Source organism: Dactylosporangium sp. CA-092794, from assembly GCF_050948465.1.
Lineage (GTDB): Bacteria > Actinomycetota > Actinomycetes > Mycobacteriales > Micromonosporaceae > Dactylosporangium.
On the sequence record NZ_CP192044.1, the window covers coordinates 7,358,888 to 7,384,272 of the forward strand.

Sequence of the window (25,385 nt, forward strand, 5' to 3'; positions counted from 1 at the left end):
GTTAACGCTCACAAAGAGGGGTGTCAAGACGAGGGCGGCGATCGTGATCTGGCCGTTCTGCGCGCCGGGCCGGCATGTGACGATTGGGCCCATGCGCCTGCTCAAGGGTCTGACCGAACACGCACCGACAGTGTCCGTCGCCGATCGCGCACTGTCGGCCGACCAGCTACTCAGCGCCGCCGCGGCCGTCGCGGCCGACGTCGGCGGCGCCGCGACGGTCGCGGTCGACGCCACCGCCACGCTGGAGACGGTCGTCGCCGTCACCGGCGCGCTGCTGGCCGGCGCCGCCGTCGTGCCCGTGCCCGCCGACGCCGGCACCGCCGAGCGCGAGCACATCCTGCGCGACTCCGGCGCCGCGCTGACCCTGGGCAACCGCCCCGAGCTGTTCGCCGCGCCGGTGCCGGTGGACGTGACCCGGCGCTCCGGCACCTCCTACCCGGCGCCGGCCGGGGACGCGGTCGCGCTCGTCATGTACACCAGCGGTACCACCGGGGCACCCAAAGGCGTCGAGCTCACCCACGCCGCCGTCGAGGCCGGCCTGGACGCGCTCGCCGACGCCTGGGCCTGGACCGCCGAGGACCGGCTGGTCCACGGCCTGCCGCTGTTCCACGTCCACGGGCTGATCCTCGGCGTGCTCGGCGCGCTGCGCACCGGCTCGTCGCTGGCGCACACCGGCCGGCCGCACCCCGCCGCCTACGCCGCCGCCCGCGGCACCCTCTACTTCGGCGTGCCCACGGTCTGGTCCCGGGTCTGCGCCGAGCCCGCCGCCGCCCGCGCGCTGCGCCCGGCCCGGCTGCTCGTCTCCGGCAGCGCGCCGCTGCCAGCGCCGGTGTTCGAGCGGCTGTACGCCCTCACCGGCCACCGCCCGGTCGAGCGCTACGGCATGACTGAGACCCTCATCACCGTCAGCAGCCGCGCCGACGGCGAGCGCCGCCCCGGCCAGGTGGGCGTGCCGGTGGCCGGCGTGCGCACCCGGCTCGTGGCCGAGGACGGCACCGAGGTGCCCCGCGACGGCGAGACGATCGGCGAGCTGTGGGTCGACGGCCCGATGCTGCTGCGGCGGTACCGCGGGCAGCCGGCCACCGCGACCCGCACCCCCGACGGCTGGTTCCGCACCGGCGACCTGGCCCGCATCGCCCCCGACGGCTGGCACCGCATCGTCGGGCGGGCCTCGACCGACCTCATCAAGTGCGGCGGGTACCGTATCGGCGCCGGCGAGGTCGAGGACGCGCTCCTGGCCCATCCGGCGGTGCGCGAGGCCGCGGTCGTCGGCCTCCCCGACGCCGACCTGGGCGAGGCGGTGACCGCCTACGTCGTGCCGGAGGGCACCGCCGTCGCCGAGCGCGACCTCATCGATTTCGTCGCCGCACTCCTGTCGATCCACAAGCGGCCACGCGCCGTACACTTCGTGGACGCACTGCCCCGAAACGCCATGGGCAAGGTGCAGAAGAAGCGCTTGATCGGTCCTATGCTGTAGGCAGACTTTTCGTTTTTGTGGGTGGTGGTTCGTGGTGGAGACGGGCAGGATTCTGCGGTTCGACGAGGTTCGTGGCTATGGTTTCATCGCGCCGAACGCCGGCGGCGAGGACGTGTTCGTCCACGCCAACGACTTCGGCGACCAGCGCCACCTGGTCCACCCGGGGATGCGGGTGGAGTACGAGGTGGAGGAGGGCGACCGCGGCCTGAAGGTCGCGTCGGTCCGCATTCTCGACGCGCCACCGCGCCGCGAGCACGCCCGCGCCACCGCCAGCCCCTTCGCCGCCGGCACGGCCCCGTCCGGCACCGCCGAGGACGACGGCCTGTGTGACGTGCTCTCCAGCCGCGAGTTCTCGGCCGAGGTGACGGAGCTGCTCATCCAGCACGTGCCGACGCTGACCGGCAGCCAGATCACGCAGGCCCGCCAGCACCTGGTGAGCTTCGCCCGCAGCCACGGCTGGGTCGAGAGCTGACCTCGCGTTCCTCGGCTTCGCCCGGGGGTTAGCGGGTCACTTCGGGAGGCGGGCGCTGGCGGCGGCCCGGTTCTGCTCGACCTGCCGGGCCAGGTCCTTCACGCTCGGGCTGGTGCCGTTGGCGACCTCGGCACCGGCCAGGCGGGCCAGCTGGTCAAGGTGTTCGCGCAGGCAGTCGGTCGCCTGGCGCTCGAAGTCGGCCCCGGAGGCGGCCCGCATGGCGGCGAGCCGGTCCGCGTCGACGAGGCCGGGCATCTTGTGACCCTTGTGCGGGTTGTCGCTCGGCAGCTTGGCCGCCGCGGACAGCCCCCGCAGCCGGGGCAGCTCGGCGTCGTAGACGCCGCGCAGGTCCCCCGCGAGCCCCACGAGGCCCGGGTCGGCGGAGCGTTCCCTGACGAGGTCGAGCACGGGCAGCAACTGCTCGTCCATCGGGATCATGAGCTCGACCCAGGCCAGATCCGTGCCCCCGAACTCCGCGGCGGCCGCGACAACGCCCGGCGGGCTCTGCGGCCGGCCCGGCGCCGGCGAGCCACAGGCACCGGTGAGCAACAAGACAACGACGAGCAGGATCGGCGCGGTCGGCCGTGGCGGCGGTCGGCGTCGCATGGCGGTCAACTCCTTCCGGTGGTCCAGTCCGGCGGAGGCGGAACCTGGTGGATCGGGCCGGACGGGCGTCACGAACCCGGGCGTAGCGAGCAGCGGAGGCGGAACGAGGCGGCGCGGGCGGGCTGTGGAGCGGGCGTCACGGACACAGCGGGCGGCGGAGGCGGCTGGCGGAGGCGGGCGGCGGTGAGCGGGACACGGCAGGCGTTGGAGCGGGCGTCACGAACGCGGACGCGGCGGGCGGAGGCGGAAGAGGCGGCGGAAGAGGCTGGTGGAGGCGTGCGGAACCTGGCGGCGGTGGAGCGGGACACGGATGGGCGGGCCGGGTGCGGAGGGGCGGCGGGCGGCTGGCGGCTGGCGGCTGGCGGCTGGCGGCTGGCGGAGCGTGGCGGGCGGTGGAGCGGGACAGGGGTCGGGCGGGCCGGGTGCGGCGGGCGGAAAACGGTGGAGTGGGCTGCCGTTGCGGCGGCCCGGGGCGCCCAGAGCCCCGTCGCGGGTCGCCGCAACGGCGAGGTCGGGCCGGAGGCGGGTCGGTGCTCGCATCCGGGCCCGGTGGCGGAAACCCCAACCCGGTCACCGCCACGACAGTTGGCCGGAGCGTCCGGAACCCACCCTGACGCCACTGCCGGCCGGCATCCGCCGATGCCCTCCCAGGGGCATCCACAACGCCCCGGCGGCGGCCCCCGCCTGGATGGCCGTCCGCGCATCGCCGTTGCCGAACACCGGCCGGGCAGCCCAGCAGCCCCCGTCGAATCCGCCGACAAGCCGCGCTGGCCGCCCCGGAGAGCCCGCCCCACCGGCACCCGATCCGGCTGGAGAGCGCTCTCCTACGGACGAGTCTCCCGCCCGGCCCGGGCGGTGTCAACCAACGAAAAGGGCCGATCCGTGCCTTGACGATGCCCGGCCGGCGCGGCAAACTCGACCCTACGGGAGAGCGCTCTCCCAACATCACCGGGCCGACGCCGACGGGCGAACACCACCGAGCCACCGGCACGCGTCGCTTGACCCCCGCGTCGCGGCGCGTGCCTGGTCCGGCCGCCGAGGCGCCCCACGGTTCCAGACAGCGACAATCGCTTCGGGTCGGCGTCCAGCCGCCCGGTGCCCTTCAGGGTCTGTCCCCGGCGCCGCGGGGCACGGCGCAGCGACCAGAAGTCTCCGCGATCATGCCGCGCCCGCCGCCGATACCAACGGTTTTTCATGATCACGGAGTGAACATGTACACCCGTGTACCACAAGTCTCCGGAATCATGGCAAACCCGCCCAATCGCCACGACGGGCATCATGATCACGGAGACATACGTCCGGCCCGGCCACATCGATCGGACGCTCGCCTTCAGCGCGGCGAAGCGCTCCCGCCGGCGCGTGGTGGCGATGGTCCGGGAGCCGGCGCGCAATAACGTGAAATGTCGGATATGTCGGGCCGACGGAGGAGGCCCGACATATCCGAGCGGCGGACTCAGACGGTGCGGACCTCGCGCAGGGTGTGGGCCGCGACCGCGGCCATCTCCGGCGTCCCGGTCGCGTCCGCGGCGATGGCGGCGCCCATGTTCAGCGCCCAGCCGCGGGCCCGCTGCCAGGTGTCCTCGTCCACGTCGACGCCGGCCCGGAACTCGGCGCGGGCCGGTGCGTCGAAGACCAGCCAGGCCGCGGCCAGGTCGGTGGCCGGATCGCCGGCGGTCAGGTCGCCGAAGTCCAGCACCGCGCTCAGCCGGCCGTCCGGACCGATCAACAGGTTGCCGGGGTGCGGGTCGCCGTGGACCCACAGCGGCGGGCCGGACCACTCCGGCACCGCGACCAGCTCGTCCCACAGCGGGCGCAGCGTGAGCGGCACGCGGCCCGTGGCGAAACGCTCCGCCATCGCCGGCCCGCGGGTCGACAGCGGCACGCCGCGGACCGGGTTGGCCGGGGCGCCGGGCGGGGCGGGCACGTGCAGCGCGGCCTGGAACTCGGCCAGCTGGGCGGCGAACGCGGCGCGGGGCGGGACCGGCGTGGCCGCGGCCACCGTCCCGGCCAGCCACGGGGTGATGCTCCACGGCCACGGGTACCGCGGCGACGGCACGCCCACCCGGACCGGGGCCGGCACCGTCACCGGCAGGACCGCGGCCAGCGAGGGCAGCCAGCGCTGCTCGTTCAGCACCAGGTCGACGGCGACGCGCCGGCGGGGCAGGCGCACCGCCAGGTCGGTGCCGAGCCGGAAGATGGCGTTGTCCCAGCCGGCGGCGACCAGAGTCAGCGGGGCGTCGAGGTCGGGGTGCTGCTCGCGGACCAGGGTGCGGGCCAGGGCCGCATCCACCGGGATATCGGCATCCATCGCGGCAGATTACGCCGACTGACGCACGACGAGCTTCGGGTCGAAGATGACCGACTCGACCCGCAGGGACGGATCGTCGATGCGGGCCAGCACCAGCCTGGTCGTCTCGGCCGCCATGTCCTCCAGCGGGTGGCGGACCGTGGTGAGCTGGGGCCGCGCGTCCAGCGCCGCGCTGCTGTCGTCGAAGCCGACGACCGCGACGTCGTCGGGCACCCGCAGGCCCTTGGTGCGCAGAGCCATCACCGCGCCCTGGGCCATGAGGTCGTTGGCGACGAAGACGCCGTCCAGGCCGGGGTACTTCGCCAGCAGCTCGAGCATGGCCGACTCCCCCGACTCGTAGGTGAAGCCGCCCTCGACGATCGGGAACCAGGCGTGGCCGTGCCGGGCCAGGGCCTGCCGGAAGCCGGTGAGCCGGTCCTGCGAGGCGGGCACGTGGGCCGGGCCGGTGATCATGCCCAGGCGGGCGCAGCCGCGCTCGATGAGGTGCTCGGCGGCCAAGGCGCCGCCGGCGTCGTTGGCGAGGTCGACGTACGAGATCGGCACCGGCTGCGCCGGGCGGCCCACTAGCGCCGCGGCCAGGCCGGCGTCGCACAGCTGCTGGGGCAGCGTGTCGTCGGGGTGCAGCGACAGGACCACGGCGCCGTCGGCCTGCCCCTGGCCCAGGTCGCCCACGAGGCGGGTGCGGGCTTCCTGGGTACCGACGATCTGCAGCGCCAGCTGGATGCCCTTGGGCCGCAGCACGCTCATGACCCCGCCGACGATCCGGCCGAAGAACGGGTCGGCGAAGAAGCGGCGCATGAACGGGTCGTCGTCGTGCGCGACGGCGTCGGAGACGACCAGCGCCACGGTGCCGCTGCGGCGGGTCACGAGCGAGCGGGCGGCCCGGTTGGGCACGTAGCCGGTGGCGTCGACGGCCTGCCACACGATCTCGTGCAGCCTCGGGTCGACGTTGCGCACGCCGTTGATGACGCGCGAGACGGTGGCCCGGGAAACCCCCGCGGCCTCAGCAACGTCTTCCAGGGTCGGTCGCCGCTTTTCGCTCATCACGCGCTTTTATAGCACGACGCGGAAAGCGCTCTCCGAGCCGAAGCCCGGAGAGCGCTTTCGCCTCGGAATCGGTTACCGGTATACGCCGAACTCGTAGAGCGAATAGCCGTATGTCGTGCCGCGGACCAGGCCGTTCATCCGCACGTACCGCGCATTGCCGGCGACGTTGATGTCGTCGAACCCGCCGTCACCGGCCGTTGTCGAGTAGATCGTCGTCCAGTTGGCGTTGTCGTCGGAGGTCTGGATCTGGTAGCTCTTGCCGTACGCCGTCTCCCAGGCCAGGAAGACCTTGTTGAAGGTCTGCTTGCTGCCCAGGTCGACGGTGATCCAGGCGGTGTCGACCCACTCGCTGGCCCACCGGGTGCCGTAGTTGCCGTCCACCGCGTAGGAGGGCAGCTGCGCGCCGTTGGTGCCGGTCGGCTGGTAGCTCGACGCGGTCGCCGTCTTGTTCAGCGCGATGTTGGTGCCGGGGATCGACGGCGCGGTGACCTTGAACGAGCGGGTCTCGATGCCGACGTTGCCCTGGCCGTCGTAGGCGTACACGTAGATCTTCCACACGCCGAGCGTCTCCGGCGCGGTGACGGTGAACGTGCTGCCGTTCTGGGTGAAGTTGAGGTTCCGCAGCCCGGTGCCGCCGCTGATGTACTTGTCGCTGGCCATCAGGTTGTAGCGGACCGTGTCGCCGTTGGGGTCGTTCACCGCGACGTTGACGGTGAACTGGCTGGCCGCCGGCACCGCGGTCTGGTTGCTGACCGTCATCGACGTGATCTGCGGCGCCGTGTTGGGCAGCGCGCTGCCGCTGTAGGCCTGCTTCAGCGCGCCGTACCCGAGCCGGCGCCAGCCGCCGCCGTAGGTGTTGAGCCACACGCCGCCGAAGTCGTTCTCCAGCCCGTAGTGGAACTCGGTCGCGCCCAGGGCCACGCCGGGGTGGGACTTGATGGCGTTCCAGCTGGCCGTGTAGCCGTCACGCTTCTGCAGGTCGGTCGGCTCGGTCGGCACCCCGTTGACGTCGTTGGGCACCTCCCACTCCCCCGACGGGCCGGCCTCGGTGACGACGTAGGGCTTGGTGTACCCCCCGTTGATCCAGTCCTGCTTGACGTTGCCGATCGCCCCGTAGGAGTTGACCGCGAGCAGGTCCAGGTTCGGCGAGTACTGCTTGTAGTAGGGCCAGGCGCCGGTGTAGGCGTCGGTCGAGGTCACCGGGTGGTTGGGGTCGGCGGCGTGGATGGCCACGGCGAGCTCGTCGACGAACTTGGCGTAGGCGACCCGGCGGGCCTCCACGTCCGCCGCGGACAGGCCGTGGTCCTGCATGGTCAGGATGACCTCGTTGCCGACGTCCCACATGAGCACGCCCGGGTTGTTCTTCAGGGCGTTGACCCGGTTGACGACCTCGGTCTTGGTGGCCGTCTTGTAGGCGGTGTCGTTCACGTAGTCGGCGCCCTGGTTGAGCCAGTGCCCGACGATCACCTTGATGCCCTGCTGGGCGGCGCGGTTGAGCAGCTCCGGGGTCTGCGCGTCGTCGACGCCCCAGGTGCGCACCGTGTTGACGCCCATGTTGTGCAGGTCGCGCATGTACCCGTCGGCGGCGCCCTGCGGCGGGCCGTAGGTCAGGCCGCGGACCTCCCACGGCTGGCCGCCGACCTGCAGCTGCCAGTTGCCCTGGCTGCCGGTCACCTTGACCACGCTCGGGCCGCCCGGCGTGGCCGGGTCGGTCATCGCGGCCGGGGTGGTGCCGGTCGCCTTCGACACGGTGACCGAGTCGACCGAGAGGATGCCGCCGGAGGTGGTGTTGGCCGTCGGGGTGGTGAAGCCCGCGATGGCGTTGGGCAGCGAGCCGCCGACCGACAGGTCGAGGCGCAGGTAGAAGCCGTGGTGTACGGCGGCGTTCCACGCGGTCACGCCGACCTGGCTCTCCCGCACGATCCAGGACTGCTTGCCGTCGAGGTAGAAGCGGATCTCCTCGTCGGTCTTCGTCCGGTCGATGACCTGGGTGTACTCGTGGTAGCCGGTCTGGCAGCCGACGCAGCTGGCCAGGCCCGAGGAGCGGCCGTTGTACTCGCCGCACGGCCCGTCCGGCGCGGTGGCGCAGTGCAGGGTCTGCGCCAGCTGGCTGCGGCCGTTGACGTCGGTCATGATGTCGGTCTCGCCGACGCCCGGCCAGTTGTTGTAGTTGCCGCGGTACGCCGCGCCGGTGGCCCGGAAGGCCGGCCAGTAGCCGGCGGCGTTGGCCACGTCGGGCTGCTTGATCAGCGCGGTGAACTTCACCTGCTCGCCCGGGTTGGCCTGGAAGTCGGTGCGCTGGGTCTCCAGCCGGCCGGAGGTCCAGTTGCCGGCGCCGTCGCGGACGGCCTTGACGTTGAGCTTGCCGGCGCCGTCGAGGTAGACGTTGGCCGTGCTGGTGCTGGCCGTCTCCACCTCGCCGGTGCCCCAGTTGGCGGCGCCGCCGGGGAACTGCGTGCCGGTGCGCAGCAGCCAGTTCGCCGCCGACGGGGAGGTGTTGGCCGCGCCGTCGAAGGTGTCGGTCCACACCGTCGTCCAGCCCGGGTCCTGGGTCGGGGAGGTGGACGGGGTCGGCGACGGCGTGGGCGAGGCGGTCTGCGTCGGGCCGGTGCCGCCCGCGTACACCTTGAACTCCCACAGCGAGTAGCCGTAGCCGCCGACCCGGACGGTGCCGTACATGCGCACGTAGCGGCCGGAGCCGGTCACCGGGATGGTCTGCGTGCCGCCCGTGCCGGAGCTGGTCGAGTACACGTCGGTCCAGGCGGTGCCGTTGGCCGAGGTCTGGATCTGGAAGGCGGTCGCGTAGGCGGCCTCCCACTGCAGTACCACCTGGCAGACCGACGTCGTCGCGCCGAGGTCCACCTGGATCCACTGGGGGTCGCTGAACTGGCTGCTCCACCGGGTGCCCGGGTCGCCGTCGAACGCGTAGTTCGCCGCGTTCCCGGCGGCCTCGGCCGAGGAGGCGGTGGCGGTCTTGCCCTGGGCGACGTTCGTGCCGGTGTCGCAGGCGCCGCCGGTGGGGTTGGTACCGCTGAACGAGCCGTAGACCTTGAACTCGTACAGCGAGTAGCCGTAGCCGCTGCCCCGGACCGTGCCGTACATGCGCACGTAGCGGCCGCTGCCGGTCACGGTGAGCGTCTGCGTGCCGCCGGCGCCCGTCGTGGTCGAGTAGACGTTGGTCCAGTTCTGGTCGTCGGCCGAGGTCTGGATCTGGAAGGACTTGCCGTAGGCGCCCTCCCACTGCAGCGTGACCTGGCTGATCGTGGCGGTCGCACCGAGGTCGATGCGGATCCACTGCGGGTCGCTCCACTGGCTGCCCCAGCGGGTCCCGTCGTTGCCGTCGTTGACGAAGCTCGCGGCCAGGTCGTCGGACTGCACCGAGGAGGCGGTGACGGGCTTGCCTTGCGAGATCAGGCTGTCGGCCGCGCGCGCGAACGGCGCGACCACGACGGCGACGGCGGCGACGACGGCAAGCACCAGGGCGATGCGCCATCGCGAAGTGAGGAGCGTCCGCCAGGCGGGGGCGGACGTGGGCGCCGGATGCACGAGAAGGCTCCTTGCTGGGGTGTCGGGAGGCGCTGTGGCGGTTGTTGGAGAGCGCTCTCCAATAGGTCGCAGTGTTGCCCCGCGGTTTCGGCCGTGTCAAGTGCTCCGGCCATCTCCCGGCCCGGAACCTTGACACCCGGGCACGCCGAGTCGCAGTCTGGTCACACCGGCTTGGAGAGCGCTCTCCAAGCCGTCTCGCAGTGATGACTATCGACGACGACTACCGACACGGGGTGATCGTGTGAGCACGACGGCGGTCCCGGCCACGCAGGGCCGGCTGGCCTTTCCCTCGAACTTCTGGTGGGGCGCGGCCACCGCCGCCTACCAGATCGAGGGCGCGGTCGACACGGACGGCCGGACCCCGTCGATCTGGGACACGTTCGCCGCGCAGCCGGGCCGCATCGACGGCGGCGACACGGGCGCCACCTCGACCGGGCACTACCGGCGGTACCGCGAGGACGTGCGGCTGATGGCCGAGCTGGGCCTGTCGGCCTACCGGTTCTCGGTGGCCTGGCCGCGCATCCGCCCGGCCGGCGGTGCCGGCGTCAACGCGGCCGGCCTGGACTTCTACGACCGCCTGGTCGACGAGCTGCTCGCCGGCGGCGTGCGACCGGTCGCCACCCTCTACCACTGGGACCTCCCCCAGGAGCTGGAGGACGCCGGCGGCTGGACCAACCGGGACACCGCGCTGCGCTTCGCCGACTACGCCGCGGCCGTGGCCGGCCGGCTGGGCGACCGGGTCGCCATGTGGAACACGCTGAACGAGCCGTGGTGCTCGGCGTTCCTCGGCTACGGCACCGGCGGGCACGCCCCCGGCCGCCGCGGCCACGTCGGCGCGCTGACCGCGACCCACCACCTGCTGCTCGCCCACGGCCTGGGCGTGGCCGCCCTGCGCGCGGCGAACGTGGCCGGCCAGGTGTCGGTCGCCCTGAACGCCGGCGCCGTCCGCCCGCTGACCTCCTCGGCCGAGGACGCCGACGCCGCCCGCCGCATCGACGGCCTGCTGAACCGGATCTTCTTCGACCCGATCCTGCGGGGGGTATACCCGGCCGACACCATCGAGGACACCCGCGACCTGACCGACTGGCACTTCGTGCACCCGGGCGACCTGCCGGTCATCGCCGCGCCGCTCGACGCGATCTGCGTGAACTACTACCAGCCCGACCTGGTCAGCGCCGCACCGGCGGGCCGGCTCGACCACGGCACGCCGTATCCGACCGCGCAGGCCGTGCAGTTCCACCCGACCCCGGGCCCGGTGACGCACATGGGCTGGTCGGTCGACCCCACGGGCCTGCGCGACCTGCTGCTGCGCATCCGCACCGACTACGGCGACCGCCCGATCTACGTGACCGAGAACGGCGCCGCCTACGACGACCACGTCGAGCCCGACGGCGCCGTGGACGACCCGGAGCGCATCGGCTACCTGCGCGGCCACCTGGCCGCGGTGCACGAGGCCATCACCGCCGGCGTCGACCTGCGCGGCTACTTCGTCTGGTCACTGCTGGACAACTTCGAGTGGGCCTTCGGCTTCAGCCGCCGCTTCGGCCTGATCCACGTCGACTACGCGACCCTGGCCCGCACGGTGAAGGCCAGCGGCCGCTGGTATGCGCGGGCCATCGCCGACAACGCCATCGACGAGCCCCGCACCGGCGATCAGCGGGCGGAGTCCGCCTGACGCCGGGGCGCGGCCCGGTCCGCGGGCTCCGCCGGCAGCGATCCCAGCAGGGCGAGGGCGTCGGCGCTGGGCGAGCCCGGCCGGGCGTGGTAGACGACGAGCAACTGCCCGGCGGCGCCGGTGACGGCGAACTTCTCGTACTGCAGCTCGAGGTCGCCGACCATCGGGTGGCGCAGGTGGTGCACGCCGCCGCCCGGGTGCGGCTTGGCGTCGTGGCGGGACCAGAGCCGGCGGAACAGGTCGCTCTTCACCGACAGCTCGCCGACCAGCTCGGTCAGGCGCGGGTCGTCGACGTCCGGACCGACCATCACCCGCAGGGCGGCGACCAGGCTGCCGACCCGCTCCGGCCACCCCGGCAGGAACTCCTGCGCGGCCGGATCGAGCAGCACCGAGCGAAGAATGTTGCCGCCCGGGGCGAAGATCGGCGACAGCGACACGGCGAGCCGGTTGGCCGCCAGCACGTCCTGGAACGGCCCCTGGACGTACGCGGGGGTGCCGTGCCAGGCCGCGAGCAGCGATCGCACGCCCGGCCGGACCCCTTCGGGCCGCCGCCGGGGCGCCTGCGGGGCGCCGAGCGCGTGCAGGTGCGCGGTGGCGTCCTCGTCGAGGCCGAGCGCCCGGGCGATCGCGGCGAGCACCTGGGGTGAGGGGCGCCGGTCGCGGCCCTGCTCGAGCCGCGTGTAGTACTCGGTGCTGATCCCCGCGAGCATGGCCAGCTCGTCGCGGCGCAGCCCCGGCACCCGCCGATGGCAGTTGTCACGCAGCCCGACGTCCTCGGGCCGGATCAGCTCGCGCCGGGCCCGCAGGTACTCGCCGATCAGGTTCACACCGACGACCATATGCCGGTTCCGGCCCCCGCCGGGTAGCCCTGGCGGCACCCCCCTCATCAGGGCAATGGCCGGTTCGCCCGATTCGCCGCACGCTACCGGCATGGCATCACGAACCTGGCTGATCACCGGCGCCAACAGCGGCTTCGGCCGGCACCTCAGCGAACAACTGCTCTCCCGCGGCGACCGCGTCGTGGGCACCTTCCGCGCCCCCGGCAGCGTCGACGAGCTGTCCGCCCGCTGGCCGGACGCCTTCCGCCCGGCCCGCCTCGACCTCACCGACCCGGCCGGGATCACCGCGGTGGTCGACGCGGCTTGGGCCGCCCTGGGCCGCATCGACGTCGTGGTCAGCAACGCCGGCTACGGCCTGATGGGCGCGGCCGAGGAGCTGACCGACGATCAGGTGGTACACCAGATCGCGACCAACCTGACCGGCTCGATCCGGCTGATCCGGGCGGCGCTGCCGCACCTGCGCCGCCAGGGCGGCGGCCGGATCCTGCAGCTGTCCTCGGTCGGCGGCCAGGCCGCGTGGCCGGGCGGCTCGCTCTACCACGCCACGAAGTGGGGCGTGGAGGGCTTCGCGGACGCACTGGCGGGCGAGGTGGCCCCGTTCGGCATCGGCGTCACCATCGTCGAACCGGGCAGCGCCCGCACCAACTTCCGCTACGGCGGCTCGGTGCTGGCCGAGCGCATCGAGGCCTACGACGGCACGCCCGCCGCCGGCATCCGCCGCATCCTCACCGAACGCACCACCGAGGGCATCGGCGACCCGGCCCTGATGGCCACGGCGATGATCGCGAGCGTCGACCGGGACCCGGCCCCGCGCCGCCTGGTCCTGGGCAGCGACGCCTACCAGGCCATCGAGCAGGCCCTGACCGCCCGCCTGGAGGACCTGCACACCCAGCGCGAGCCGGCACGGGCGACGGACGCCCCGCCGGAGGGCGTGACCATCAGCGGCCCGGCCGACCTCGACGCCTAGCATTCCCGCGGCGTGCTGGCCGCGCGGGCGTTCGTGAGCGGCCTGTTGCCGCCCGGCCGGACGTAAGGCCTGCTGGCAGCCGGCGGAGGAGGCCGGATGCCAGCAGCCGGCCGGCCGGTCCCGGGCCCCGTGACCCGGATCAGAACGTGTACGGCCCGAACCGGCCCCGCCGCCACCGCGGCCAGGATCAGTAGCACCCGGTCGGCGCCAGCGCCGGGAACTCGACGGCAACCGATCGGCGCGATCCAAAGCCGGTGACCGAGCGGATGGTGACAAGGGTCACCGCGATCACTAGTGTGTAGCGTACGTTACATACAGGAGGTCGCATCGTGGTGGAGACATCTGTCAAACCCGTCCTCGTGCTGTTGCACGGCGGAGGACCGGGTGTCGACGCCGCGAGCAACTGGCGCACCGTTCTGCCCCGGCTCGCCGAACGCTTCGACTGCGTCGCGCCCGACCTGCTCGGCTTCGGCACTCGGGTCGACCCGGCCGCGAATGACCTGCCACGAGGCCCGGCCGCGTGGGCGCAGGCACGCGCCGGTCAAATCCTGCGACTCCTCGACGGCCTGGAATCGCGTCGCGTCCACATTCTGGGCAATTCGGCCGCCGGAGGGGCGGCGGCCCTGGCGCTCATCGCGTCCGCCCCGGACCGCGTCGACCGAGCCGTGGTCATGGGCGGCGCCGGCACCGGGACGCTGCCCGCCCGCGTGCCCTTCTACGACGAGCCGACGCGCGACTCGATGCGGGCGACGCTGGGCCGTCTCGTCGCCGACGAGAACGAACACCTCGACCTGTTGGCGGCCCTCACGACGCTTCGGTACGAACAGGCGCTGCGCCCGGGGGCGGAAGCGGCGTTTCGCGCGATGTTCGACCCCGGCACCGGCCATCGCGGGCCGCCCGAACTCTCCGCTGTCACCCGCCCGGTCCTCGCCCTGCACGGCGAGTGCGACCGCGTTGCGCCCCCCGACGTGTCGAAGCGCCTGACCGCGGCCTTACCGCAGGCTCAACTGGAGATCGTGGCGGGCGCCGGCCACTGGATCCATGTCGATCGTCCGGACGAATTCTGCGATCGTGTAGAAAGGTTCCTCGTGCCATGAGTCGCGCAGGTAACGACCCGGAAAACATCAGCGTTCTCGTGGTCGGCGCAGGACCGACCGGGCTGACCCTGGGGATCGATCTGGCCCAGCGAGGGGTGCCGTGCCGGATCGTCGAGGCCACGACCGAGCGGCCGGTGAACCCGCGGTGCAACACCACCTCGGCGCGCTCGATGGAGATCTTCCGGCGGCTGGGGCTTGCCGACGACGTACGCAGGGCCGGTCTGCCGAACGACTACCCGACCTCGATCCAGTACCGCGCGACCCTCCAAGGCGCCGAGCTCTTCCGCATCCCGTTTCCCTCCTCCGGCGAGGTGCTCAGCGGTGCCGGGCGGGCGCAGTGGCCGACGCCGGAGCCGCAGCACCGGATCTCCCAGCTCTATCTCGAGCCGATCCTGGAGCGGCACGCCCACCGCACGCCCGGATTGACCGTCGAGCGGGGCTGCCGGCTGGTCGATCTGCGCCGGCACCCGGACCACGTCGAGGCGATCGTCGAGTCCGGCGGACAGACCCGGATGCTGCATTGCGAGTACGTGGTCGGGTGCGACGGCGCCCACAGCGCCGTGCGCCGCAATCTCGGTATTCGCTATCACGGGGTCGAGGCTCTCCAGAAATTCGTGTCGACGTTCGTGCGATCGGCCGAATTGGGGCGGCTGGCGGCGCGGGACCCGGCCTGGACCTACTGGACGTTCGGCCGCGGGCAGTCGTCGCTCATCGCCATCGACGGCCACGACCGCTGGCTCAACCACGTCGCCTTCGACCCGGACCACGACACCGACGACGAGGATCCCGAACAGCTGCTCGAGCAGGCCGTGGGCGGTCCGATCGAGCACGAGGTGCTGGGCGTGGTGCGGTGGACCGGACGCCAGCTCGTCGCCGAGACCTACCAGCAGGGCCGGGTATTCCTGGCCGGCGACGCTGCGCACATCTGGATCCCGGTCGGCGGTTTCGGGATGAACACCGGAATCCAGGACGCGATCACGCTGGGATGGATGCTCGCCGCAGTGCACCACGGCTGGGCACCGCCGGAGTTGCTGAACGCGTACGAGCTGGAGCGTAAGCCGATCGGGGAGCAGTTCGCCGCCGCCGTGGGACGAGCCGCGCGGGCCTCCTTCGCCGAGGTCCCGGCCGGCATACACGCCCCCGGCGAAGCCGGCGACCGGGCACGGAGCGAGTTCGCCCGGCGCCTGGCGACGACCGAACCGCAGCGGTACTCCCCCGACGGCTTCAGCTTCGGCTACCACTACGCGAATTCGCCACTCGTGCTCGGCGGGGACGAACAGGCCGCGGTCGAGATGGGCGCCTACCGCCGCCAGGCCCGGCCGGGATTCCGGCTGCCGCACGTCTGGCTGCCCGACGGACGGTCCGTTCTCGACGCGCTCGGTGCGGATTTCACGCTCATCCGCACCGGGGACGAGGGGGACGCGGGCGCCTGGTCGGCCGCGGCGGCCGAGCTCGGCATTCCCCTGACCGTGCTCGATCTTCCGCGACGGTGGCCGGAGAGCTTCCCGTCCGAGCTCATCCTCGTCCGCCCCGACCAGCATGTTGCCTGGATGGGGGCCGCCGGCACCCGGCCCGGCGACGTCCTCGGCGCCGTGATCGGCCGACGCCTCGTTTCCCCGGCGTCCTGACCACAACAGGAGACGAACCACATGGCATACGCACTAGGGATCGATGTGGGTGGCACGTTCACGGACGCCGTCGCATCGGACGGAGTCGATCGGATCGTGTCGGCGAAGACGCACACGACCCCGCCGCAGCGCGAGGTCGGCGTCATGCGCGCCATCGAGGAGCTCGCCGCCGAGCTCGGCATCGACGTCAGCGAGCTGCTCTCGCAGACCGACTTCATCGCGCACGGCACGACGGCCTCGATCAACGCCCTCGTCCAGGGCACGGTCGCCGATGTCGGGCTGATCGCCACCAAGGGGCATCGCGACTCGATCTACATCATGAACGCCGAGGGCCGCACGCTGGGCCGCTCGGCCCACGAGATCCAGGACACGTTGCGGCGACGCAAGCCGGCCCCGCTGATTCCGAAGTACCGCGCGCTGGAGGTCACCGAGCGCATCGACTACGCCGGCAAGGTGCTCGTCCCGCTCGACGAGGACGAGGTCCGGCGGGTCGCGCAAGCGCTGGTCGATCAGGGCGTCGAGGCGATCGCGGTATGCCTGCTGTGGTCGTTCAAGAACCCCCGCCACGAACTGCGGATCCGGGAACTGATTCACGAGATCGCACCGGAGATGTACGTCACGCTCTCCTGCGACGTCAGCCCGCGCATCCGCGAGTTCGCCCGGACGTCCACGACGATCATGAACGCTCAGATCGGCCCGCGGCTGCGCACCTATCTTGCGCCGTTGCAGCAGCACCTGGAGGACGCCGGCCTGAAGGGACCGCTGCTGGTCATGCAGAGCGAGGGCGGCACCATCACCGCCGACCGCGCCCCGGAGCACGCCATCACGACGGTCGGTTCGGTGCTGTCCGGCGGCGTGATCGGTGGCCAGCGCCTGGCCGCACAGCTCGGGCACCGCAACGTCATCACGACCGACGTCGGCGGCACCACGTTCCTGGCCGGGCTCATCGTCGACGGCGAACCGGTCATGGCGCCCGGCTCGATCGTGAACCAGTTCCCGATCAACGCCGCCACGATCCGCGTGCACACCATCGGCTCGGGAGGCGGCGCGCTCGCATCCGTGGACGCCGGCGGCAACCTTCGCCTGGGCCCGCAGAGTGCCGAGGCGGTCCCCGGCCCGGCCTGTTACGGCAACGGCGGCACGAAGCCGACCAACACCGACGCCAACCTCGTGCTGGGCATCCTCAGCGAGCGCGGACTGCTCGGCGGGCGTAAGCCGCTGCGGGCGGACCTCGCCCGGCAGGCCATTCGCGAGCACGTCGCCGAGCCGCTCGGTCTCACGGTCGAGGAGGCGGCGATCGCGATTCACGAGGTGCAGAACGCCCAGGCGGGCGACCTGCTCCGCCGCGCCGTGGTCCAGGCCGGTTACGACCCCCGCGACTTCGTCGTCTACGCATTCGGTGGCGCCGGGCCCGCGCACTGCGCCGGTTACTGCCAGGACCTCGGCGTGCGCGAGGTGGTCGTACCGCTCGGTCCGGTCGCGTCGGCCTTCTCCGCGTACGGGCTCGCCGCCTCGGACGTCGTCGTGAGCGCCGAGCACTCGGATCCGTCGGCGTTCCCGGTCGATCGGGCCGTGCTCGAAGCGCACTTCGACCGGCTGCAGGCCGAGCTCGACCGGGCGCTGGATCGGCAGAAGGTGAAATTCCACGAGGTGACGCTGCAACGCGAGGTGGATCTCCGTTACTCGATGCAGGTCTACGAACTCTCCGTCCCGGTGCTCGACGGGACCTTCACCGAGCACACCGCGCAGGAGATCCTCGATCGCTTCGAGCACCTGTACGAGCGGATCAACGGTTCGGGCGCCGGCTACCGGGAAGCGGGAGTCCAGGCCATCACCTACCGCATGCGGGCGAAGGCGAGCCTGGGCTTCCCGGTCGTGCTGCCGGCGATCGAGGCGGCGGACGGGCCGGACCCGGCCGCGGCCCTGCTCGAACAACGCCCGGTGTGCCTGGACTCTCAGACCGGCTACCTGCCGACCCCTGTCTACGACTATTCGCGGCTGCGGGCCGGCCACGAGATCGCCGGTCCGGCGATCGTCGACGTGCCGACCACGGTGGTCGTGATCCCGGCCGGCGTCACCGGACGCGTCGACCGCCTCGGCAATCTCGTCATGAGCTACCAGTGAGGACCCCCGCCATGCGCGCCACCATTCCCGGGTCGGAGATGTTCACCAGCCGTCCGCTCCACCGTGCGGAGATCCTCGAGCGGATCTCGCCCCGGCTGGCCCTGCACGAGATCGACGAGCAGCGGATCGACGAGGTGAACGCCCTCACCTACGAAGTGGTCCGGCACCGCCTGTGGGCCATCACGCAGGAGATGGGCGAGACGCTGCGTCGGATGTCGGGCTCGCACGTCGTCACCGAGTCCAACGACTACAACTTTTCCATCTGCGACGAGATCGGCGAGCAGGTGCAGGTCGGCACCTACAACATCGGCCTGATCGGCTCGATGGACCTGGCCATCTTCTGGACCCTGCAGAACCGCAGCGACAATCCCGGGATCGCCGAAGGCGACATGTTCCTGTGCAACGACCCGTGGATCGGCGGCGGCCTGCACCAGAACGACGCCGCCATCCTCGCGCCGATCTTCTACGAGGGAAAGCTGTTCGGCTGGACGACCGCGATCGCGCACCAGGTGGACCTGGGCGGCTCGCGACCGGGCTCGTTCAGCCCCTCCGCCCACGACGTGTTCGGCGAGTCGGTTCCCACCCCACCCATCAAGGTCGTGCGGGAGGGGGTGTTGCAGCGGGACGTCGCCGACGCGTGGGTGCGCCGGTCGCGCCTGCCGCACCTCGTCGGGCTCGACCTGCGGGCCAAGATAGCGGCGAACAAGAACGCCGCGGAGGGCATCCTGCGGCTGATCCACAAGTACGGCGCCGACACCGTCAAGGCGGTCATGCGGCGCATGATGAACGATGCCGAGACCCGGCTGCGGGACAAGCTCCGCGGGCTGCCCGACGGCACCTGGTCGGCGGTGGGCTATCAGGAGCAGTCGCAGACCGGCGACCGCGGCCTGCACGCCATCAAGGTGGCGATGACCAAGCAGGACGACCGGCTGATCTTCGACTTCCGCGGCACCGCCGAGCAGACCGGGATCATCAACTGCCCGTACCCGGGCCTGCGCGCCGGCATCGTCTTCACGCTGCTGCCGTTGCTGGCCGGCGACATTCCCTGGGCCGCCGGTGGTCTCATGCGGTGCTTCGAGATCGTCACCGACGAGCACACCATCACCAACGCCTCCTTCCCGGCCGCGGTCGGGAAGGGACCCTTCGGCCCGGCGTGGGGAGCCGGCAACCTCGTCGCCGAGGTGCTCGCGAAGTTGCTGGACGCCGAGCCCGCGCACCGCCAGGACGTCCAGTCGATCTGCAACGGCACCACCGATCTGTGTGTGGTGTCCGGCGTCGACGTCCGCGGCGGCAACCGCAAGGGTTTCGTCTCGCCGATCTTCGACGTCATGGCCGGTGGCTACGGCGCCCAGGTGCACTATGACGGCGTCGACACCGGCGGCCGATTGATCATCCCCGCGGCCCGGGCACCCGACGTCGAAATGACCGAGTACCTCTACCCGCTGGTCGCGCTCTGGCGCCGCGAGCAGACCGACTCGGGCGGTCCCGGCCGGCAACGCGGCGGGATGAGCGGATCCGTCTGCTACGTGCAGCACCCGGACCAGACCGACCCGATGTCGCTGGTCGTGTCCGGAACCGGGAAGGTGGCGAATCAGAACGTCGGTCTCGCCGGTGGCTACCCCGGCAATTCCCAGCTCGACCTCGTCATCCGCGGCATCGACCTGCCCCAGCTTGCCGGGGCGCGGACCATTCCTGCCGCGCTCGACGAACTCGGTGGCGAGGTGGAGGTGCTGCCGTGCGAGGGCGAGTCCGCCCTGGGCCGCGGCGACGCCCTGTATCTGCACTGGCAGGCGGGCGGAGGATACGGCGACCCGCTGCTGCGTCCGGCCGAGAGCGTCCGCGAGGACGTCGTGCAGTTCCGGGTCTCGGCGAGCGCCGCGCAGGAGATCTACGGAGTCGCGCTGCGCGAGAACCTCGAGGTCGACGTCCCGGCCACCCGGAAGTCCCGGCAGGACTTGCGGCGACGGCGCGCGGCCGGGGCCGGCCTGCCTGCGGACAGCGTCACGTCCGTACCCGATCAGCCGACGCTCGGTGACGCACGCCGTCTCGACGACAACCTCGCCGTGGTGGCATCGGCAGGCGGCACGTCGGTCGCCTGCGTCCACTGCGGCGAGGTGATCGGGCCGCTCGCGGACGGAGCGTTCCTGAGGTCGCTGGCCCGCCGGGATGCGCCGGTGCCGGAGGCGGGCCCGCAGATCTGGCCGGATCCGTCGGCCTACACCGACACCGAGATCGTGTTCCGCCAGCTGTTCTGTCCGGCCTGCGTGACCGCCGTCTACTCCCGGGTCGTGCCGGTCGACCACCCGCTGCCCACCGACGTTCTCCGGTCGTTCGCATGACGCCCGGAGCGAGCAGGGCGCTCGTGAGCATCGAGGGGCTGACCAAGTCCTTCGGTGCCACGCGGGCGCTGGACGACGTGAGCCTCACGATTCACCCCGGTGAGGTGCTCGCGGTGGTCGGACACAACGGATCCGGCAAGTCGACGCTGGTCAAGCTCATGGCCGGTTTCCACACCGCGGACCACGGCACGATCGACCTGCACAGCGGGCCGGGCCGACCGACCGAACTGCGGTTCATCCACCAGGATCTCGGGCTGGTCGAGACGCTCTCCACCCGCGAGAACCTGGGGCTCGGCAGCGGGCGGAGCACAGCGCCGTGGTTGCCGTTGCGCAAGGCGGCCGAGCGGCACCTGGCCCGCGAGCTCACCGCCCAGTTCGGCGTCGACTTCGACGTCGACGCCCTGGTCCGGGAGCTCTCGCCGGCGGAACGGACGATCGTCGCGATCGCCCGCGCCCTGCGCGGCTGGGACCAGGACAAGAACGTGGTGCTGATCCTCGACGAGCCGACCGCCGCGCTGCACGGCGCGGAGGTCGACCGGCTCATGGCGGTCGTCCGCCGGGTGGCCCAGCGCGGGGCCGGCGTGCTGTTCATCTCGCACCGGCTCGACGAGGTGCTCGGTGTCGCGGACACCGTCCTGGCGCTGCGCAACGGTAAGGTCGTCGGCAACCTGCCCCGCGTCGAGGTCGACTATGCGGGCCTGGTGGAGCTGGTCGCGGGCGCAGAACTCCAATTGCCGGGGCGCCGGGACGTCACACGCGGCGAACCGATCCTTCGCGTACGCGGTCTGGCCGGTCGATCGATCGTCGAGCTCGACGTCACCGTCCACGCCGGTGAGATCGTCGGCGTGGCGGGCATCCTCGGGTCCGGCCGGGACGAGGTCTGCTCCATGATCTTCGGCGGCCGGCGGCGCAGCTCCGGAACGGTCGAGCTGACCGACCATCCGCTCGCCCCCGGGGACCTGCAGGAGTCGATCCGTCGCGGCGCGGCGTTCGTGCCGGGGGATCGGCACCAGGACGGCGCCGTGATGACCATGACCGCCACCGAGAACCTGATGGCGGTGCGGGTCCCGGGCACCGAGAGCCGCTGGCGGCGCCTGCGGAAGGGCCATGAGGCCGACGAGTCGGCGAAGTGGTTCTCGACGTGCGGCGTGGTCCCGGCCCTGCCCTCGATGGAGCTGTCCCAGTTCAGCGGCGGCAACCAGCAGAAGGTCGTGCTGGCCAAGTGGCTGCGCACCCGGCCACGGCTGCTGCTGCTGGAGGAACCCACCCAGGGTGTCGACGTCGGCGCCAAGGCGGTGATTCACCGGCTGATCGCCGAGACGGCCGGCGCCGGAACGGGCGTGCTCGTCGCCTCCTCCGAGGCCAAGGAGCTCGCCGAGCTGTGCGACCGCGTCCTGGTGCTGGCCGACGGCGTGGTCACCGCCGAACTCGAGGGGGCCGAACTGACGGAGGCCCGGATTCTGCAGTCGAGCGTACCCGCATGACCGCAACCGACACAGGAGAGCGCGAGCGCATGACCGCCGTCAGCCCCCCGGCACCTCGTAACGCATGGCGCGACCTGCGCCGCGCCCTTGCCTTCCGCAACATCAGCGCGATCTACATCTTGGTCGTGATGGTCGTGCTGTTCTCGATCCTGGCGCCCGACACCTTCCCGACCCTCGACACCGTCCGGATCGTCCTCACCGACCAGGCATTGACCGCGATCCTGGCGATCGGTCTCGTCGTTCCGCTGGCGGCGGGGGCCTTCGATCTTTCGATCGGCTCACAGCTGGGCCTCGCCGCCATCGTCGTCGCCTGGCTGCTGGCCGATCAGCACCTCGGGCTCTGGATGTCGATCGCCGGTGCTCTGGCCGTCGGTGTCGTCGTCGGTCTGGCCAACGGCCTGCTCATCGTCAAAGCGAAGATCAGCTCGTTCATCACCACACTCGGCATGAGTTCGGTCGTGCTGGCGGCGATTTCCTGGATCTCCCACGACGCCCAGATCCTCGACCTCGGCAACGACTTCCAGGCGATCGCGACCCATCAGATCTTCGGCATCTCGGCGTCGGTCTACCTGATGGTCGTTCTCGCCGCCTGCGTCTGGTACGTGCTCGACAACACTCACCTCGGCCGGGCCGTCTACGCGACCGGAGGCAACGCCGGCGCGGCCCGGCTGTCCGGCGTGCGCACCGACGTGGTGGTGGTGCTGAGCATGGTGGCCTGCTCGGTGCTGGCCGCCGTCGCGGGCATCCTGCTCAGCTCGTCGCTGGCGACCGGCGACCCCACCGTCGGACCCGGCTACATGCTGCCGGCGTTCGCCGCGGCGTTCCTCGGCTCCACACAGTTCCGCAACGGCCGCTTCAACGTGCTCGGCACGGTGGTCGCGGTGTATGTCCTCGCTACCGGAGTGAAGGGGCTTCAACTGGCCGGCGCGCCGGTGTGGATCCCCGAGCTCTTCAACGGCGTCGCGCTGCTGCTGGCGGTCGCTGTCACCCGCCTGCGGAAGTCGCCCAGCCGCGTCAAGGCCTGATCCCCTCCAACACGAAGGAACACCCCCTATGAGAACACGCATGCTCGCACTCGGCAGCACGGCGCTATTAGCGACGCTCGCATTCATGAGCGGCTGCGGGGGCAACCACGACAAGGCCGCCACCGCCGCCATCCCGCCGGACGCGAAGCAGAAGGCGCAGGATCTCATCGCGCCGCTGATCGGCAAGCCGAGCGCCTTTCCCATCACCGAGCCGCTCAAGTCACCGGTGCCTGCCGGAACGCGAATCGCCTACGTCGACAACGGCAACGCCCTGGTGTCGCTGATCTACAAGCTGATGCAGCCCGCGGCCAAGGAGCTGGGGGTCGAGCTGTATGCGGTACGCGCGGGCACCTCGGCAAGCGGCGTGCAGAGTGCCTTCAGCACCGTCGTCCAGCAACGTCCCGCCGCGGTCATCAACACCGCCATCGACCCCGCGCTCTGGGACAACCAGCGTCAGCAGCTCGTGAGCGCCGGCATCCCGGTGATCTCGCTGGGCACCGTCGCCGGCGCCGGCTCCGGGCTCGTACAGCCGAACGGCGAGGCCGCCTTCGAGAAGCAGGGACGGCTGCAAGCCGCCTATCTGGTCGCCAACAACGACAAGGCGGTCCATGCGGTGCTATACGTGCACACCGAGCTCGCGTATGGAACCGCCGTCCGGCGCGGCTTCGAAACCGAACTGAAGGAACTGTGTCCGGACTGCAAGGCGCGGGTCGTACAGATTCCGATCACCGAGGTCGGGAACAAGGCGCCGGAGCGCATCGTGAGCGACCTGAGGGCAAACCCCGACACCGACGCGATCGCCTTCCAGTCCTCGGCGGTCGCCACCGGACTGCCCGCCCAGCTCAAGGTCGCCGGTCTGGAGAACATCCAGATCGTCGGCGCCAACCCGCTGCCGACGAACCTGCAATACCTGAAGGACAAGCAATCCACCGTCGAGCTGGGGGCGGACCTCAACACGCTGGCGTGGACCGCCATGGACACCGCGGCCCGGCTGATCACCAAACAGACGCCCCCGCAGAACGTGCTCAACGGCGAAGCCCTGGTGCAGCAATTCCTGCGACCGGAGGACATCACCTTCGATCCGACCCCCGGTTTCTCGGCCTATCCGGACGTCGCCAACCGATTCAAGGCGCTGTGGGGCAAGTAAGGTCACCGATGGCTCGACCGTCCCGTCAGCCGGTCGGCCGCAGATCTATGATGATCAGATGACGAACGGTGATGGCGCCTCGAGCAGCCGCGATGTGATCCTCGCGGCTGCTCGCACCTTGGTCTCGAGCCGTGGCTACGACGGCATGCTCATGTCCGAACTCTCGGCGCGCTCCGGGCTCCCCGCCAGTTCGATCTACTACCACTTCGGCAGCAAGCTGGGCGTGCTGGGCGCTTTGCTCGAGCGCACCTTCGAGGAGCTGCACGCGTCGTTCCCGAGCCCGTCGTTGTTCGACGACCACGAGCCGGTCGAGCGTTTCGAGCTCTGGTTCACCGCGGCGTGCGCAGCTCTTGATCAGCGGCCGGACTATCTCCGTCTGCTCCTGGCGGTCTGCGTGGGCTCGCATGTCGACATCGATTCCGTGCGGGATATCGTGCGCCGCATTCGTGCCTACGCCCATGCCTCCTGGGTGGACGCGCTGACGCCGATCTTCGCGTCGGCCGGCGGCGACGCGGACAAGGACTTCATCGACCAGCTGGCCGTCATCGGCCGGGCGATGACCGACGGCCTGTCGGTGGGCACGAGCTTCGAGGGCACGACGCACAGCGCCCACGTGGCGCCGTTCGTCGCACTCATCCGCAGCCTGGCCGCCCAGCGGGCGCAGACCCGGTAGATCGCCGCCGCACACGGTGGCCGCCGGCGAGGTGGGTCACCTCACCGGCGGCCGCATCGACCATCAGGCCTGAGCGAACGGATTCGCCTCAGCGTGCCGGTGACCCCACACGTCGGGGGCGCCGAAGTCGTGCGGGACATAGTCGTCGCCGACCTGAATGCCGCCATAGCCGATCTCGAGGTGAAACCCGCTCGGGTTCTTCACGTAGAACGAGATCGCCTTGTCGTTCATGTGGCGGCCGAGGCTGATCGAGATCGGCACGTCGTTCGCCTGCGCGCGGTCGAAAGCGCGGCCGACGTCGTCGAGCGAGCCGTGCTCGATCTCGAGGTGGTGGATGGCCGTCGTCTCGGCGTTGGCCAGCGCGATGCTGTGGTGAGTGCGGTTGCACCGGTAGAAGAACACGCCGGGCGCGCGGTAGTCGGTCAGCTTGAACTCGAGCACCGACCCGTACAGTTCGCGCATTTCGGGGAGCTTCGGGCTGATGAGCACCAGGTGCCCGAGGCCGATGACGCCCGGCGTCGCGGCCGCGGGCCGGCCGGGGCGGTGCGTCCGCTGCTCTCCGAGCGCGAGCTCGACACGGTAGCCGACCGGATCGGTGAACCACCGCAGCACGACGGCGCCACGGGTCGTCGCCTCGTCCGCCGCGGCCTCCTGGACATCGAAGCCGGCGTCGGTCAGCCGGTGGGTCAGCCGGTCCAGCTCGGCGGGGCGATCGACGATCCATCCGATGTGACGGGGACGGTCCTCGGCCGACTGATACAGCGCCAACCGGTACTTGAACTCGTCGAGCTCGAGAAGCGCGACCTCTTCGGTGCCGGACTTTTCCCGAGTGGTCAGGACTCCGAGGGTACGGTCGAACAGGTCTGCCCAGGAAGCGACGTCCGAGACGTTCAGGCCGACGTACCCCAGCTTGCTGATTCCCACGTTTACC

Annotated in this window: 18 protein-coding genes; 12 read left to right on the forward strand and 6 right to left on the reverse strand. The window is 71.4% G+C overall.

The genetic code is table 11. The annotated features are described in order from the left end of the window. Positions 1 to 91 precede the first annotated feature (91 nt). Complete coding sequence (locus tag ACQPXD_RS31375; protein ID WP_432824931.1) at positions 92 to 1,477, forward strand: AMP-binding protein; 1,386 nt, start codon at positions 92 to 94, stop codon at positions 1,475 to 1,477. 31 nt (positions 1,478 to 1,508) lie between these two features. Then, complete coding sequence (locus ACQPXD_RS31380) at positions 1,509 to 1,949, forward strand: cold-shock protein (RefSeq protein ID WP_432824932.1); 441 nt, start codon at positions 1,509 to 1,511, stop codon at positions 1,947 to 1,949. A gap of 36 nt (positions 1,950 to 1,985) precedes the next feature. Here the strand turns inward: ACQPXD_RS31380 and ACQPXD_RS31385 are convergent, their stop codons facing one another. The 4 genes from ACQPXD_RS31385 to ACQPXD_RS31400 form a co-directional block, all read right to left on the reverse strand. Then, complete coding sequence (locus ACQPXD_RS31385; protein WP_432824933.1) at positions 1,986 to 2,555, reverse strand: DUF305 domain-containing protein; 570 nt, start codon at positions 2,553 to 2,555, stop codon at positions 1,986 to 1,988. 1,453 nt (positions 2,556 to 4,008) lie between these two features. Further along, positions 4,009 to 4,863, reverse strand: a complete 855-nt coding sequence (locus ACQPXD_RS31390) for an aminoglycoside phosphotransferase family protein (RefSeq protein WP_432824934.1) — start codon at positions 4,861 to 4,863, stop codon at positions 4,009 to 4,011. A 9-nt stretch (positions 4,864 to 4,872) separates the two neighbouring features. Further along, positions 4,873 to 5,907, reverse strand: coding sequence for a LacI family DNA-binding transcriptional regulator (locus tag ACQPXD_RS31395; protein ID WP_432824935.1), 1,035 nt, complete (start codon positions 5,905 to 5,907; stop codon positions 4,873 to 4,875). Positions 5,908 to 5,982: 75 nt separating this feature from the next. Continuing rightward, a complete protein-coding gene (locus tag ACQPXD_RS31400) occupies positions 5,983 to 9,456 on the reverse strand; it encodes a galactose-binding domain-containing protein (RefSeq protein WP_432824936.1) in 3,474 nt (1,157 codons plus the stop codon). 241 nt (positions 9,457 to 9,697) lie between these two features. On the opposite strand from ACQPXD_RS31400, the gene ACQPXD_RS31405 reads away from it, so the two are divergent. Beyond that, positions 9,698 to 11,131, forward strand: coding sequence for a GH1 family beta-glucosidase (locus ACQPXD_RS31405; RefSeq protein ID WP_432824937.1), 1,434 nt, complete (start codon positions 9,698 to 9,700; stop codon positions 11,129 to 11,131). On the opposite strand, the gene ACQPXD_RS31410 is transcribed toward ACQPXD_RS31405, so the two are convergent. Then, the gene (locus ACQPXD_RS31410) at positions 11,110 to 11,958 is read right to left on the reverse strand and encodes a helix-turn-helix domain-containing protein (protein WP_432824938.1); all 849 of its coding nucleotides are present in this window, start codon (positions 11,956 to 11,958) and stop codon (positions 11,110 to 11,112) included. The genes ACQPXD_RS31405 and ACQPXD_RS31410 overlap by 22 nt on opposite strands. 103 nt (positions 11,959 to 12,061) lie before the next feature. Between ACQPXD_RS31410 and ACQPXD_RS31415 the strand changes: the two genes are divergently transcribed. The 9 genes from ACQPXD_RS31415 to ACQPXD_RS31455 all read left to right on the forward strand — a co-directional run bounded on the left by ACQPXD_RS31415 (position 12,062) and on the right by ACQPXD_RS31455 (position 24,454). After that, the gene (locus tag ACQPXD_RS31415; RefSeq protein WP_432824939.1) at positions 12,062 to 12,937 is read left to right on the forward strand and encodes an SDR family oxidoreductase; all 876 of its coding nucleotides are present in this window, start codon (positions 12,062 to 12,064) and stop codon (positions 12,935 to 12,937) included. Positions 12,938 to 13,266: 329 nt separating this feature from the next. Then, the gene (locus ACQPXD_RS31420; RefSeq protein ID WP_432824940.1) at positions 13,267 to 14,034 is read left to right on the forward strand and encodes an alpha/beta fold hydrolase; all 768 of its coding nucleotides are present in this window, start codon (positions 13,267 to 13,269) and stop codon (positions 14,032 to 14,034) included. Beyond that, positions 14,031 to 15,662: an FAD-dependent monooxygenase gene (locus ACQPXD_RS31425; RefSeq protein WP_432824941.1), complete on the forward strand. Its 1,632-nt coding sequence runs from the start codon at positions 14,031 to 14,033 to the stop codon at positions 15,660 to 15,662. The genes ACQPXD_RS31420 and ACQPXD_RS31425 overlap by 4 nt, the downstream gene beginning before the upstream one ends. A gap of 21 nt (positions 15,663 to 15,683) precedes the next feature. Then, a complete protein-coding gene (locus tag ACQPXD_RS31430) occupies positions 15,684 to 17,786 on the forward strand; it encodes a hydantoinase/oxoprolinase family protein (RefSeq protein WP_432824942.1) in 2,103 nt (700 codons plus the stop codon). An 11-nt stretch (positions 17,787 to 17,797) separates the two neighbouring features. Beyond that, a complete protein-coding gene (locus ACQPXD_RS31435; protein WP_432824943.1) occupies positions 17,798 to 20,125 on the forward strand; it encodes a hydantoinase B/oxoprolinase family protein in 2,328 nt (775 codons plus the stop codon). A gap of 23 nt (positions 20,126 to 20,148) precedes the next feature. Continuing rightward, positions 20,149 to 21,609 carry a sugar ABC transporter ATP-binding protein gene (locus ACQPXD_RS31440; protein ID WP_432824944.1) on the forward strand — a complete coding sequence of 487 codons (1,461 nt, stop codon included), beginning with the start codon at positions 20,149 to 20,151 and terminating at the stop codon, positions 21,607 to 21,609. Continuing rightward, entirely contained in the window at positions 21,606 to 22,634 is a 1,029-nt protein-coding gene (locus ACQPXD_RS31445; RefSeq protein WP_432824945.1) for an ABC transporter permease, read from the forward strand. The genes ACQPXD_RS31440 and ACQPXD_RS31445 overlap by 4 nt, the downstream gene beginning before the upstream one ends. 40 nt (positions 22,635 to 22,674) lie before the next feature. Beyond that, complete coding sequence (locus tag ACQPXD_RS31450; protein WP_432824946.1) at positions 22,675 to 23,781, forward strand: sugar ABC transporter substrate-binding protein; 1,107 nt, start codon at positions 22,675 to 22,677, stop codon at positions 23,779 to 23,781. Positions 23,782 to 23,839: 58 nt separating this feature from the next. After that, on the forward strand, positions 23,840 to 24,454 hold the full coding sequence (locus ACQPXD_RS31455; RefSeq protein WP_432824947.1) for a TetR/AcrR family transcriptional regulator: 615 nt from the start codon (positions 23,840 to 23,842) through the stop codon (positions 24,452 to 24,454). Between the two features lie 63 nt (positions 24,455 to 24,517). Here ACQPXD_RS31455 and ACQPXD_RS31460 read toward each other — a convergent pair whose 3' ends face one another. Further along, a complete protein-coding gene (locus ACQPXD_RS31460) occupies positions 24,518 to 25,378 on the reverse strand; it encodes a VOC family protein (protein ID WP_432824948.1) in 861 nt (286 codons plus the stop codon). Positions 25,379 to 25,385: the final 7 nt, after the last annotated feature.